Below are 14,093 nucleotides of genomic sequence, written 5' to 3' on the forward strand. Positions count from 1 at the left end.
ACGACGGGCGCCGCGCCCCCGGCGACCGGCGACGGTCCAGGTGGAGGCGCCCCGGCCGGGGGCGGCCCGGCCGCCGCCCCGCTGAGGCTCGCGGAAGTGGGCTGCGTCGCCGAACTGCACGAGGTCGTCCCCCTGCCGGACGGGCGGTACGACGTGGTCACCGTGGGCGGACGGCGGTTCCGGCTGAAGGAACTGGATCGTTCCCGGTCCTACCTGTGCGGGGACGTGGAGTTCCTGCCCGAGGAGCCCGGCGCGGCGGGCGACGACCTGGTCCGGCGCGTCCGGCGGCTGTTCCACCTGTACCGGCACCGGCTCGCGGCGGCAGGGGTGGACGCGGACGACCCGGCCGAACTCCCCGCCGACCCCGTCGCGCTGTCCTACCTGGTCGCGGCGGCGACCGTGCTCGACCCGGCGGACAAGCAGCGGCTGCTCGCCGCCGAGGACGCCGCGCACCGGCTGCGCGCCGAGCGCGACCTGCTGCTGCGCGAGACCCGGCTGCTGGACGCGCTGCCGACCCTCCCGGCGGGCCAGTTCCTGGACGTCTCGTACCACCCGAACTGACCGCCGTACGGCTTGATCGTCCTTGCGGCAGACTGGGCGCATGGCGAAGGGGAAGAAGCAGCAGGGCGGCACCGGCACCCCGGCGACGGTGGCCGCGGCGAAGGCGAAGATCGAGTTCGCGCTGCACCCGTACGAGGTGGACCCGGACGCCGAGTCCTACGGCGAGGCCGCCGCCGACGCCCTCGGCATCGCACACGACCGGATCTTCAAGACGCTGCTCGCCGAGGTGGACGGCGCGCTCACCGTGGGGGTCGTCCCGGTGTCGTCCACCCTGGACCTCAAGGCCCTCGCCGCCGCAGCGGGAGGCAAGAAGGCGCGGATGGCCGACCCCCACGACGCCGAGCGCGCCACCGGATACGTCGTCGGCGGGATCAGTCCGCTGGGCCAGCGCAAGCGGCTGCCGACCGTGATCGACGAGTCCGTGTCGGCACTGGAGACCGTCTACGTCTCGGCGGGACGGCGCGGCCTGCAGATCGAACTGGCCCCCGCCGACCTCATCCGCCTGACCGCCGCCCGCCTAGCCGCCATAGCCCGCCGCTAACCAGCCCCCCGGCGCCCCTCGCGCAGCCACCGCCCACGCCGTCGCCCAAGCCTCCTCCGGACGGTGGTCATTGCCCGCGCCACCATCAGCACCCGCATGGTCGTCAACGTCCGCACGACCGTCAGCGCTCCGTGGTCAACGGCTTCCGACAGGAGAACCTCGTCCACGCGACGGCTGTTACCCATGCCTGCACGGTCGCCGCCCTCCGCGCGCTCACCGTCCGCCGTCCGCCGTCCGCCGAGAACTCTGGCCTGCGAAGCAGCGTTGCTCGCACCACCACCAGCACGCCCACCATCGCCAGCGCTCGGATGGTCACCAGTACCCGCATGACCCTCAGTACCGGCACTCCCATCCGCACCCGCTTGACGTCAGCATCCGCGCGACTACCAGTGCCTGCACGACCATCAGAACCCGTATGGTCGTGTCCGCGCAGTGCGTGCGGTCGCTAGTCCGCACGATTGCTAGTCCGCACGGTCGTCAGCGCTTGCGCAGTCGCCGCCCCCTACGCGGTCGCCCGTCTGGCCGAGCGCTCTGGCCTGCGGGACGGCCGTAGATCGCGCCATCACCAGCACGCCACCATCGGCATGCACCCTCATGACCGCCAGCGCCCACACGACATCAGCACCCGCATGGTCGTCAGTCCGCGCGCTCGTTAGTCCGCGCGGTCGTCGGTTCCCTGTGTCCGTCACTGCTCGTGGGCTTCAGCGCGCGGGGGCCTCAGTGCACGTGAGCCTCAGTGCACGTGGGCCTCAGCGCGCGTGGGCCTCAGCGCGCGTGGGCCTCAGCGCGCGTGGACCTCAATGCGCGGGGGCCCCAGCGCGCGTAGGCCTCAGTGGGCGTAGGCCCCAGCGCGCGTAGGCCCCAGTGCGCGTGGGTGTTAGTCCGTGCGGTCGTCAGCGTTTGCGCGGTCGCTGCCCTCTGCGCGGTCGTCGTCCGGCCGAAGGTTCTGGGCTGTGGGACGGCCGTTGCTCGCGCCGTCACCAGGACGCGCACCATTGCCAGTGCTCGGACGGTCGCCAGCACCCGCATGACCATCCGGACCCGCATGGCCATCGGCTCCCGCGTGGCCGTCAGCGTCCGCGTGGCCGTCAGCGTCCGCGCGACCATCAGTACTCGTATGGTCGTCAGTGTGCGTGGGGGCGTCTGTACCCGTGCGTGCTTCAGTGCCGTTGGCAGCGGCTTCCGGTGGAAGCTGGTGACGGTTGTCGTGCGTGGGGGCCTGGGCGTCGGGAGTCGGGCTGTGCTTGCCGTCGGGCTCGGGAGTTTCGGCTGCGAGGTTGGGCGCGGCCTCGGCGGACGGCGGGGCGTCGGTGGCTTGGACGAGTCTGCTTCTCGGGGCTGCGGGAAGGCGTTTGACGATCACTTCGAGAGTGGCGTACGCGCCGACGGCGAAGAGGGGCCAGAAGGTGAGGACGCCGCGGGCGCGGACGTCCGCCGGGCCTTTGACCTCGGCGCCGTCCGGTCCCGTGCGGAGGACGTGCTGGTAGTGGGCGAGTCCGAAGCGGTGCCCGACCCACCAGGCGAGCAGGGCCGCCGCCGTCCCGCCGGCCGCGAGCCCGGCCAGCAGCGTGAGGTCGTTGCCGCGACCGCCGAAGCGGTAGGCGACCGCGCCGCACAGCACCCCGGCCAGGATGCCGATCAGGGCGAACCTGGCGTCGGTGCCGATCGGGGCCTGGGTCTCGCCATCGGCGAAGAACGGCTGGCCGCGCAGCACCACGAAGGTCACCGCGGGAGAGACCGCGTGCCACACCCATCCGGCGACCGGGCCGAGCGCCGCGACCACCGCGGTCGTGACCGCGAAGGTCCGCACCGCCCTGAGGGACCGTCCCCGCACCTCGTACGCTCCTCACGGGCCCGCGCGCCGCGCCCGTAGCCGTCCGTCGCCGATCAACGACGAAAAGCCTAGCCCCCTCGCCGCCGGGTCCGGGACCGCGCCCCCGGCGCCCCGCACGCCGTGTCGCGAGATGCCGGAAACGGCCGCGGAACCGGTACGGTCTTTCGCCGGAATCCCCCCTCCGAACCGCCGGTTTCTTGAGATAATGTTGCCCGACATGTCCGGATTCAGTCCCGCGTTCGAGCGCCTCGGCGCCGCCCTCTCCGCGGTCGTCCTGCAGCAGCAGGAGACGCTCGCGGAGTTCCTGCCGCGCGAGGACTGGAGCGCCGACCTGACCGCCCGCACCTACACCAGCGGCGGCGTCACCGTCCGGGTCGGGCTGCTCGGCAGCTACGCGACCCGCGAGCGCACCTGGCTGTGGGGCTGGGCCAACCCCCAGTTCGGCGAGGACCACCCGGCCGTCCGCCCCACCCTGCCGATCCGGGCGCTCGGCGAGCGTCTGGGCATCCCCGAGTTCACCACCCCCGAGGTCGACCTGTCCTGGTACGAGGGGCCCGCCGGGCACGGCGGCGAGCTGGTCGCCATGGCGGCGGGCGGCGTGCTGGGCGGCGGCGGGTACATCGGCGCGGGCTACGACGGCGGCTCGGCCTACCTCCACGTGGACGACCCGCAGGCCCCGCCCGCCCGCTGGGACCCGGTGCCGGTCCCCCGGCTGCTCACCAACGCGACGAGCCTGTTCCCCCGCGACCCGCGGCTCACCCTCGCCCGCCTGCTGAGCCGGCACCGCGTCCCCTACCGGGAGCGGGACGGCGTCACCGAGGTCGCGCTGCCCGGCGGCGGCGCCGCCCGCGCCGTGTTCGACGACCGCGGCCGCTTCGCCCGCTGGGAGTCCACCCTGGTCCCGGCGTCCCTGCCCGACGACCGAGGCGTCCCCGCCGTCCACTGAGCCCCGCCGTCCACTGGGCCGCGCCGCCCGCCCCGGCCGCGCCGGGTGTGATCATGCTCGGCTAGGTTGCGGGCATGCAGTTCGGCATTCAGCTCAACCCCGTCGCGAGCGGGCTGGACGACGTCCGCGCGCTCGCCAGGCAGGCCGACGCGGCCGGCCTCGACCTGCTCGGCGTCCAGGACCACCCCTACGCCGCCGACCTCGCCGACACCTTCGCGCTGATCGCGACCGTGCTCGCCGAGACCGAGCGGATCCGCGTCTTCCCGGACGTGGCGTCCCTGCCGATGCGCGGGCCCGCCATGGTCGGCAAGCAGGCGGCCACCCTCGACCTGCTGAGCGGCGGCCGGTTCGAGCTGGCCCTCGGCGCGGGCGCGTTCTGGCCCGCCATCGAGGCGATGGGCGGACCGGTCCGCACGACCCGGCAGGCGCTCGCCGCGCTGGCCGAGGCCATCGAGATCATCCGCGCGATGTGGCGGCCCGGCGAGACCGTCCGGGTCGAGGGCGAGTACTACACGGTGAAGGGCGTGCACGCCGGTCCCGCGCCCGCGCACCCCGTCGGCGTCTGGCTCGGCAGCGTCGGCCCCCGGGCGCTCGCCCTCACCGGACGCGTCGCCGACGGCTGGGCCGCGCCCATCCCGCACTACCTCAACTACGAGAAGTGGCCGGAGGCGCAGCGGATCATCACCGACGCCGCGATCGAGGCCGGCCGCGACCCGGCGACGATCACCCGCATCTCCCAGCTCGTCGGGCACATCACCGACACCCCGACCGGGCCGCCCGCCCTCACCGGCGAGACACCGATCCACGCCGACGCCACGACGTGGGCCCGCGTCCTCGCGGGCCTGGCGACCGACGGCGGTTTCGACAGCTTCGTCTACTGGCCGGAGCAGGCGGACGGACGCCAGCTCCGCCTCTGGACGGACGAGGTCGTCCCCGCCACCAGGGAACTCCTCGCCTGACGCCGCAGGGCACGCGGACCGGGAAAGCAGGAGGGCCGGGACGGCGATCCGTCCCGGCCCTTCCGATGGGGCCTCCGCTACCGGCCCGTCAGCTCAGGCAGGAGGGGCCGAGTAGTTGCTTCAGGTCGCCCATCAGCGCCGGAGACGGGGCGACGCGCAGGCGGTCGTCGAGCCGGACGACCGTCGTGCGCGGGCCGTTCTGGATGTGCAGGTGCACCTCGGAGTTGCCCGGGTGCGTCGTCAGCACCTCCTTGAGGCGGCTGACCACCGGTGGGATGCAGCGGCCGAGCGGCAGCGTCACCGCCAGCGGGCCGAACGAGTCGGTGACCGTCAGGTCCGGCTGCGTCACCTCCATCGCGATGATCTTCGCGACGTCCTCGCGGCGGTCCAGCCGGCCCTTGACGACCAGGATCGCGTCCTCGGCCAGCAGCGTCGAGCAGAGCTGGTAGGACGACGGGAAGCACATCACCTCGATCGCGCCGCCCAGGTCCTCAAGCTGGAACATCGCCCACGAGTTGCCCTGCTTGGTGACCTTGCGCTGCAGGCCGCTGAGCAGCCCCGCGACGACCACGACCTGGCCGTCCGGGCGCTCGCCCTCGTTCAGCGACGCGATCGAGCAGTCGGCCTCGCGCTCCAGCACGTGCTCGATGCCGAGCAGCGGGTGGTCCGACACGTACAGGCCGAGCATCTCCCGCTCGAACGACAGCAGGGTGGTCTTGTCCCACTCCTCGTCCTCGGGGATGGCGACCGCGAACGCGTCCTCGCCCGACTCGTCCTCCAGCGCGCCGAACAGCGAGTCCTGCCCGATGGCCTCCTTGCGCTTGATGTCGATGACCGAGTCGATCGCCTGCTCGTGCACCATCAGCAGCGCCTTGCGCTGGTGCCCGAGTTCGGCGAACCCACCCGCCTTGATCAGCGACTCGACCACCCGCTTGTTGCAGACCTGGGTCGGCACCTTGTTCAGGAAGTCGTTGAAGTCGGTGTAGGCGCCCTTCTCGCGGCGGGCGGCGATGATGCCCTCCACGACGTTCACGCCGACGTTGCGGACCGCGCTCAGCCCGAACCGGATCTCCTTCTCCCCGATCGGGGTGAAGTCGGCCTCGGAGGTGTTGACGTCCGGCGGCAGCACCTTGATGCCCATGCGGCGGCACTCGTTCAGGTACAGCGCGCTCTTGTCCTTGTCGTCGCCGACGGAGGTGAGCAGCGCCGCCATGTACTCGGCCGCGTGGTTGGCCTTCAGGTAGGCCGTCCAGTACGACACCAGGCCGTAGGCGGCCGAGTGCGCCTTGTTGAACGCGTAGTCGGAGAACGGGACGAGGATGTCCCACAGCGTCTTCACGGCCTCCTTGGAGAAGCCGTTGTCGATCATGCCCTGCTCGAAGCCCTCGAACTGGGCGTCCAGCTCGGCCTTCTTCTTCTTGCCCATGACGCGGCGGAGCAGGTCCGCCTTGCCGAGCGTGTACCCCGCGACCTTCTGCGCGATCGACATGACCTGCTCCTGGTACACGATCAGGCCGTAGGTCGTGCCCAGGATCTCCTCGAGCGGCTCGGCCAGCTCGGGGTGGATCGGGGTGATCTCCTGCTGCCCGTTCTTGCGCAGCGCGTAGTTGGTGTGCGAGTTCGCGCCCATCGGGCCCGGCCGGTAGAGCGCGCCGACGGCGGAGATGTCCTCGAACTCGGTCGGCTTCATCAGCCGCAGCAGCGACCGCATGCCGCCGCCGTCCAGCTGGAACACGCCCAGGGTGTCGCCGCGGCCGAGCAGCTCGTAGGTCGGACGGTCGTCCAGCGGGATCTTCAGCAGGTCGAGGTCGATGCCCTTGTTCTTCTTGATGTTGTCGACCGCGTCCTGGATGATCGTCAGGTTCCGCAGGCCGAGGAAGTCCATCTTCAGCAGGCCGAGCGTCTCGCAGGTCGGGTAGTCGAACTGCGTGATGATCGCGCCGTCGGAGTCGCGGCGCATCACCGGCACGTGGTCGGTGATGGTCTCACCGCTCATGATCACGCCGGCGGCGTGCACGCCGGTCTGCCGGATCAGCCCCTCCAGGCCCTGCGCCAGGTCGATGACCTGCTTGACGTCCGTCTCCTCCTCGTACAGCCTGCGCAGCTCGCCCGCCTCGTTGTAGCGCGGGTGCTTCTCGTCGAAGATGCCCGAGAGCGGGATGTCCTTGCCCATGACGGCGGGCGGGAACGCCTTGGAGATGCGGTCGCCCAGCGCGTACGGGAAGCCCAGGACGCGGCCGGCGTCCTTCACGGCGGCCTTCGCCTTGATGGTGCCGAACGTGGCGATGTAGGCGACCTTGTCGGCGCCCCACTTCTCCGTGGTGTACCGGATGGCCTCGGCCCGCCGGTCTTCAGGGAAGTCGATGTCGATGTCGGGCATCGAGGCGCGCTCGGGGTTCAGGAACCGCTCGAAGATCAGGCCGTGCGGGATCGGGTCGAGGTCGGTGATGCCCATCGCGTACGCGACCAGCGAGCCCGCCGCGCTGCCTCGGCCCGGGCCGACCAGGATGCCGTTGCGCTTGGACCACATGATGAAGTCGGCCACGACCAGGAAGTACGAGGGGTACCCCTTGCCGATGATGACGCCCATCTCGTACTCGGCCTGCTCGGCGTAGCCGTCCGGCAGCCCCTCGGGGAACCGCTCGTGCAGGCCCTTCCAGACCTCCTTGCGGAACCAGGTCTCCTCGGTCTCGCCCTCCGGCACCGGGAACTTGGGGCTCAGGTCGCGGAACTCGAACATGCCGGTCGGGTCGACCCGCTCGGCGATCATCAGCGTGTTGCGGCAGCCCTCGAGCCACGCGTCGGAGCTGTCGATCGACCGCATCTCGTCGGCGGACTTGATGTAGTAGCCGCTGCCGTCGAACCGGAACCGGTCCGGGTCGGCGAGCTGCTTGCCCACCTGGACGCACAGCAGCGCGTCGTGCGCGGTCGCCTCCGACTCGTGGGTGTAGTGCGAGTCGTTGGTGACGACGGGCTTGATGCCGAGCCGCTTGCCGATCTCCAGCAGTCCGTCCCGGACGCGGCGCTCGATGTCGAGGCCGTGGTCCATCAGCTCCAGGAAGTAGTTCTCCTTGCCGAAGATGTCCTGGAAGTTCGCGGCGGCCTTCAGCGCCTCGTCGAACTGGCCGAGCCGCAGGCGGGTCTGGATCTTGCCCGACGGGCACCCCGTCGTGGCCATCAGGCCCTCGGAGTGCTCGGCGAGCAGTTCCTCGTCCATGCGCGCGTACTTGAAGACGAAGCCCTCCATGTACGCGCGGGAGCTCAGCTTGAACAGGTTGTGCAGGCCCTGCTTGTTGCGCGCCCAGAGCGTCTTGTGGTTGATCAGACCGCCACCGGACACGTCGTCCCGCTTCTGGGACGGGTCGCCCCAGGTGACCTTCTTCTTGTGGAAGCGGGACTCGGGCGCCATGTACGACTCGATGCCGATCACCGGCGTCACGCCCACCGACTTGGCGTTCTTCCAGAAGTCGTAGGCGCCGTGCATGTTGCCGTGGTCGGTCATCGCGATCGCGGGCATCTTCTGCCGTTCGACCTCGGCGAACATCTGCTTCAGACGCGCGGCGCCGTCCAGCATGGAGTACTCCGTATGGACGTGCAGATGTACGAACGAGTCACCCACGACTGACGCGCCTCCTGAGTTGTCGCATGCGACCGCCCGCGTGCGGACGGCACGCGCCGGTTGGAACCTGGCCCGGGGAAGATCGTCGTCCTGGAGCCCCCTCCGGGACGACGTGGCCCAAAGAGCCTAACCCGGTCGGCGGAGCGGCCGGACCTCGACACGCAGACACCCGGCTTGTCCCGACATCACCCGGTCGAGGGGCGCCGCGCGGGGCGTGTCCGGCCGGTCGCGATCAGCTCTCCCCCGCCGCGCCGGGCCTTCCCTCGCCGGACGCTCCGGGCCTTCCCTCGCCGGACGCTTCGGATCCCTCTCCGGACGCGCCAGGCCCCTCCCCGGACGCTCCGGGCCTCTCTCCGGACGCTCGGGGCCCCTTTCCGGACGGCTCGGACGCGCCGGACGCCTTCCCGGGCGCTCCCGGGCTCTCTACCGACGTTCCGGCGGCCTCCTCCGCATCGCCGCTCGCGCCGGGCGGGGCCTTGGCGCCGGAGGACGGCACCAGGCGGGCCCGCCCACCGGTGTCGTCCGGCGGTCCGTCGGCGGCCTCCGCGGGGGTGGGTTCGTCGGTGCCCCGCAGGGCGGGCCAGGCCCGGTAGACGACGGCGACGATGGGGACGGCGACGGCGGCGCCGGGGATGCCCGCCAGGACGCCGCCGGTGGTGATCGCGAGGATGACCGCGAGCGGGTGCAGGCGGACCCAGCGGCCCACCACCATCGGCTGCAGCAGGTGGGACTCCAGCTGGTGCTCCACCAGCAGGATGCCGAGGAAGATCAGCGCCGCCACCCCGCCCTTGGCGCCGAAGGTGACCGCCACGGCCAGGCCGCCGCCCACGAAGATGCCGACGATCGGGATGAAGCTGCCGAGGAAGATCACGACGGCCAGCGGGGCGACCAGCGGGACGCCCATGACGGCCAGCACGACCGCCAGCACGACGGCGTGGATGGCGGCGACCAGGACCGTCCCGTGGACGTACTGGGACAGCGTCTCCCAGGCGGCGCGGCCGGCCCGGTCGACGCGCGCGCGGTACCGGCCGAGGCCGCCGGTCGTCCAGTCCCAGATGCCGGGACCGTCCTTGAGCAGGAAGAACGTCACGAACAGCAGGAACACGATGGCGGCCAGCGCCTCGATCGTGGCCGTCCCCCAGTCCAGCGCGGTGCTGGCCAGCATGCCGCGCCGCGCCTCGACCCACTTGCTGCCCTGGTCGACCGCGTCGTTGAGCTTGGAGTGCTGGACATGCAGGGGCCCGTTCTCCAGCCAGTGCTGGACGGACTTGGCGGTGCCCTGCACCTCCGTGACCAGCTTGGGGAACTCCTCGTTCGCCTGGATGCCGACGTAGGTGCCGATGCCGCCGAGGACGGCCAGCGCGAACAGCAGGGTCAGCCAGGTCGCGGACAGCGCGCTGAGGCCGACGCTCTGCAGCCGGACGGTCAGCGGGCGCAGCAGCGCGGTCACGAACAGCGCGATCGCGCACGGCAGGAAGACGATCTTGAGGGTGCCGACCACCCAGGTCAGGCCGTAGACGACGATGCCGACGGCGATGAGCCGCCAGGCCCACGCCGCCGCCCAGCCGAGCAGCGGCGGCACCAACTGCGTTCCGCGTTCGCCCGTCGTCCGATCATTGGCCACTGCGCGCCCCGTCCGTGCGATGGTCCCTAAGGCCGTCAGGGCAAGGTTAGGCGTCCTGGCGACCGTGTGGTGGCCCGAGAGGGCGGGCACCGGAACGTCTCAGCACCTGAGACGTCCGTCCTGGTGAGTGGCACGGTCCCGGCGGCGTCCCCTAGCATCACGGTCGTGACACGTCGCTATTTCGGGTTTACGCAGCCGGCTCCGGGTGAGCCGGTCGGCGCGACCTGAGCGACGACCCCGGAGCCGGCAGAAGGCGGAGCCCCCACAGGGCCCCGTCTTTTTTCATGCGAACGCGCGGCCCCGGGTACTGCTGGAGGGGGCCGCCCTTGACGAGAGGACCCCGATGGCCGAGGAACTGCGGATCTGCCTGCCCGACCCGGCGGACGTCGCCGACCTGGACGCCGCGCGGACCGCGATCGACACGATCGACGCGGCGCTCGCCGACCTGCTGGCGCGCCGGGCCGCGATGGCGGGGGTGGTGCAGCGGCTCAAGCCCGTCGGCGGCTTCGCCGGCCGCAATCCCGAGCGGGAGCGGCGGATCGTCGCGGCGATGGCCGAGCGCGCGCCCGCGCTCGGCGCGGAACGGCTCGCCCGGATCATGAACGCCGTGATCGAGGCCGGCCTGGAGGTCGCCGAGGAGTCCGCGACCCACGCGTCCCCCTGACCACTCCCGGCCACCCAGCCCCGCCGACGCCGACGCCAGCGCCGGCCGCCCGCGGGAGACCCCGCGTCCCGGCGATCGGTTCGGACCGGAGATCCGGACGGCTTAGAAGCCGCCTTCCTCCGGGAGGGCTTCGGGCGCCGGGAGGGTTTCGGCGGGCCTCGCGTCTGCGGGGGCGGGTGCGGTGGCCGCGGGGACGGCGTCCGCGCGGGCGGGGGCGGGACGGCGGTTGACCGCGCGCCAGCCGGCGTACAGGGAGACCACCAGGAACGGGATGGCGACGACCGCCCATTTCTGCTCGCCGTCAAAGACCATGAGCGGCACGATGACCGCCAGGAACGCGAGGGTCGCCCAGTTGGTGTAGGGCGAGCCGGGCATCCGGTAGCCGGGGCGCTCCACCTCCCCGCGCGCCGCCGCGCTGCGGAACCGGACCTGCGCGTACAGCAGCGCCGCCCAGGTCGTCAGGACGCCGAGGGACGCGATGGACGTGGCGATCTCGAACGCCTTGTGCGGCACGAACACGTTCAGGACGACCCCGGCGAAGTACACGACCGAGGTGAGCAGGATGCCGCCGTAGGGGACGTGCCGGGAGCTCATCCGGCCCGTGAACGCGGGCGCCTCGCCGCGCTGCGACAGCGAGCGCAGGATCCGTCCGGTGGAGTACAGGCCCGAGTTGCAGGACGACACGGCGGCGGTGAGCACGACCAGGTTCATGATGCCGCCGATGCCCGGCACGCCGAGGTAGCTGAACACGGTGACGAAGGGACTGCGGTCGCGCGGGTAGACCGTCCACGGCAGGACCACGACCAGCAGGGCGACCGCGCCCACGTAGAACAGGACGATCCGCCAGACCACGCCGTTGATGGCGCGCGGCATGACCTCGCGCGGGTTCTGCGCCTCCCCGGCGGAGATCCCGACCATCTCGATCGCGGCGTAGGCGAAGATCACGCCCTGCAGGCTGAGCAGCACCGCCCACAGGCCGCGGGGCAGGAACCCGCCGAAGTCCACCAGGTTCGGCAGCTCGGCGTGGTGGGACGGCCCGACCCCGGCGTGCGTGACGAGCAGCACGACCCCCACGACCAGGAACGCCAGGATCGCGGCGACCTTCAGTATCGCGAACCAGAACTCCAGTTCGCCGAACAGCCGCACCGACACCAGGTTGACGGTCAGCAGCACCGCCAGGGCGAGCAGCGCCGACAGCCACTGCGGGAAGCCCGGGGCCCAGTAGTGGACGTAGATCCCGACGGCGGTGATCTCCGCGACGCCGGTCATCGCCCAGCTCAGCCAGTACATCCAGCCGCTGGCGAACCCCGCCCACTCGCCGATGAAGTCGCGCGCGTAGGCGACGAAGCTGCCGGTCGTCGGCCGGTACAGCACCAGCTCGCCGAGGGCGCGCATCACGAAGAACGCCGCGACCCCGGCGAGGGCGTACGCCAGCACCAGGGCCGGACCGGCGGTGTGCAGCCGCTGGGAGGTGCCGAGGAACAGCCCGACGCCGATCGCGCCGCCCATCGCGATCATCTGGACGTGCCGGGGCTTGAGCGACTGGTGGTAGCCCTCGTCCTCGTCGCCGCGCGGGATGCCGACCGGGGGCCGGCCCGCCCGCGCCGCGTCCAGGACCAGGGCCGCCTCCTCGCGGGCCGCGGAGGCGATCTGCCGGGCCATGTCCCGGGCCGCCTCGGCGGCCCGGTTGGCGCCCCTCCCGCGCTCGTCCTCGTCGCTCACGCCCGCCCCCCGGTGGTCCCCCTCCGGCGTCGGGCCACGACACCGGATATGGGGCAGACGTACCCGTCCGGGCGGCGCGGACGGTCAAGCGAAGATCAAGACTCGGCGGCGACGATCTCCAGGGCGCGCGCGAGGTCGTCGGGGTAGGGGCTCTCGAACTCGACCCACTCCCCGTGCGCCGGGTGCTCGAACCCCAGCCGGACGGCGTGCAGCCACTGCCGCTTCAGCCCGAGCCGGGCGGCGAGCGTCGGGTCGGCGCCGTAGGCCATGTCCCCCACGATCGGGTGCCGGATCGCGGCCATGTGCACGCGGATCTGGTGCGTGCGGCCGGTCTCCAGGTCGACGTCCAGCAGCGTCGCGGCGCGGAACGCCTCGACGGTGTCGTAGTGCGTCACCGACGGCTTGCCGCCCGCGACGACCGCGAACCGGCCGTCGTGCGAGGGGTGCCGGTCGATCGGCGCGTCCACGGTGCCGCGGAACGGGTCGGGGTGGCCCTGGACCAGCGCCTGGTAGCGCTTGTCGATACGGCGCTCCTTGAACGCGCGCTTGAGCCGCGAGTAGGCGGTCTCGCTCTTGGCGACGACCATCGCGCCGGTGGTGTTGGCGTCCAGCCGGTGCACGATGCCCTGCCGCTCGGACGCGCCGGACGTGGCGATCGTGTGCCCGGCCCCGAGCAGCCCGCCGAGCACGGTCTTGCCCGTCCAGCCCACGGTCGGGTGCGCGGCGACGCCGATCGGCTTGTTCACCACGACGATGTCGTCGTCCTCGTAGAGGATGCCCATGCCGGGCACGGGCTCGGCGACCGGGACCGGCGCGGACGGCGGCGGCGGGAGGGTGACCTCCAGCCACGACCCGCCGGTCACCCGGTCGGACTTGGCGACCTCCTTGCCGTCGAGGAGGACGTCCCCGGCGGCGATGATGTCGGCGGCGCGTCCGCGGGACAGGCCGAACAGGCGGGCGAGGGCGGCGTCGACGCGCTCGCCCTCCAGCCCGTCGGGGACGGGGAGGCTGCGCACGTCGCTCACGCGGACCCCTCCTTGTCTCCGCTGCCGCCGGTGCGGGCGTCGCCCTCGGCGGTGGCGGCTCCGGCTCCGGGCTCGTCGTCGCCGCCGGTCTCGTCGCCGACGCGCGTGCCGTCCACCTGCAGGCCGCGGGCGGCCAGCAGGACGGCCAGCGCGCCCCCGCAGCAGATCGCCGAGTCGGCCAGGTTGAACACCGGCCAGTGCGGCAGCTCGATCCAGTCGACCACGTGGCCCTTGAACAGGCCGGGCGCGCGGAAGACCCGGTCGACCAGGTTGCCGAGCGCGCCGCCGAGCAGCAGGCCGAGGCACACCGCCCACGGGGCGCTGCGCAGGTTCCGGGCCGTCCGGACGATCGCGACGACCACGCCGAGCGCGATGATCGTGAAGACGAAGGTGTAGCCGGTGCCGATCGAGAACGCGGCCCCGCTGTTGCGGGTCTGGCGCAGCGTCAGCAGCCCGCCGAGCAGCCGGACGGTGTCGCCGTCGGTCAGGGACGCCACCACGACGATCTTGGACACGATGTCGGCGGCCAGGGCCGCCGCGGCGACCGCGACCAGCACGCCGATCCGGCGCGGTCGGCCGCGCCCGCGCCCGCCGGACC

Annotated in this window: 11 protein-coding genes; 5 read left to right on the forward strand and 6 right to left on the reverse strand. The window is 72.3% G+C overall.

Annotation, left to right across the window (positions count from 1 at the left end):
- Together DZF91_RS35735 and ybaK are read left to right on the forward strand one after the other, a co-directional pair.
- Positions 1-561 (forward strand): LON peptidase substrate-binding domain-containing protein (locus DZF91_RS35735; protein ID WP_117361456.1); only part of this gene is annotated, 561 nt, incomplete at its 5' end.
- A gap of 40 nt (positions 562-601) precedes the next feature.
- Positions 602-1,102: a Cys-tRNA(Pro) deacylase gene (gene ybaK, locus DZF91_RS35740; protein WP_117361457.1), complete on the forward strand. Its 501-nt coding sequence runs from the start codon at positions 602-604 to the stop codon at positions 1,100-1,102.
- 877 nt (positions 1,103-1,979) lie between these two features.
- Here the strand turns inward: ybaK and DZF91_RS35750 are convergent.
- Positions 1,980-2,885 (reverse strand): hypothetical protein, encoded by a 906-nt coding sequence (locus DZF91_RS35750; protein WP_147341539.1) that lies wholly within the window; start codon positions 2,883-2,885, stop codon positions 1,980-1,982.
- A gap of 268 nt (positions 2,886-3,153) precedes the next feature.
- On the opposite strand from DZF91_RS35750, the gene DZF91_RS35755 reads away from it, so the two are divergent.
- A complete protein-coding gene (locus tag DZF91_RS35755; protein ID WP_117361460.1) occupies positions 3,154-3,882 on the forward strand; it encodes a DUF6882 domain-containing protein in 729 nt (242 codons plus the stop codon).
- A 74-nt stretch (positions 3,883-3,956) separates the two neighbouring features.
- Positions 3,957-4,841, forward strand: coding sequence for an LLM class flavin-dependent oxidoreductase (locus tag DZF91_RS35760; RefSeq protein ID WP_117361461.1), 885 nt, complete (start codon positions 3,957-3,959; stop codon positions 4,839-4,841).
- 88 nt (positions 4,842-4,929) lie between these two features.
- Here the strand turns inward: DZF91_RS35760 and dnaE are convergent, their stop codons facing one another.
- A complete protein-coding gene (gene dnaE / locus DZF91_RS35765) occupies positions 4,930-8,460 on the reverse strand; it encodes a DNA polymerase III subunit alpha (protein WP_117361462.1) in 3,531 nt (1,176 codons plus the stop codon).
- A 232-nt stretch (positions 8,461-8,692) separates the two neighbouring features.
- Positions 8,693-10,084 carry an AI-2E family transporter gene (locus DZF91_RS35770; RefSeq protein ID WP_235834806.1) on the reverse strand — a complete coding sequence of 464 codons (1,392 nt, stop codon included), beginning with the start codon at positions 10,082-10,084 and terminating at the stop codon, positions 8,693-8,695.
- Positions 10,085-10,427: 343 nt separating this feature from the next.
- Between DZF91_RS35770 and DZF91_RS35775 the strand changes: the two genes are divergently transcribed.
- Positions 10,428-10,748 (forward strand): chorismate mutase, encoded by a 321-nt coding sequence (locus DZF91_RS35775; protein WP_117361463.1) that lies wholly within the window; start codon positions 10,428-10,430, stop codon positions 10,746-10,748.
- 102 nt (positions 10,749-10,850) lie between these two features.
- Here DZF91_RS35775 and DZF91_RS35780 read toward each other — a convergent pair whose 3' ends face one another.
- From DZF91_RS35780 to lspA, 3 genes are all read right to left on the reverse strand, one after another.
- The gene (locus tag DZF91_RS35780; RefSeq protein WP_235834807.1) at positions 10,851-12,470 is read right to left on the reverse strand and encodes an amino acid permease; all 1,620 of its coding nucleotides are present in this window, start codon (positions 12,468-12,470) and stop codon (positions 10,851-10,853) included.
- Between the two features lie 95 nt (positions 12,471-12,565).
- Complete coding sequence (locus DZF91_RS35785; protein WP_117361464.1) at positions 12,566-13,495, reverse strand: RluA family pseudouridine synthase; 930 nt, start codon at positions 13,493-13,495, stop codon at positions 12,566-12,568.
- Positions 13,492-14,093: signal peptidase II (gene lspA, locus DZF91_RS35790; RefSeq protein ID WP_328589265.1), on the reverse strand; the 602-nt coding region annotated here is incomplete at its 5' end. The genes DZF91_RS35785 and lspA, both read right to left, overlap by 4 nt.

This window comes from Actinomadura logoneensis, assembly GCF_003428695.1.
Classification (GTDB): domain Bacteria; phylum Actinomycetota; class Actinomycetes; order Streptosporangiales; family Streptosporangiaceae; genus Spirillospora; species Spirillospora logoneensis.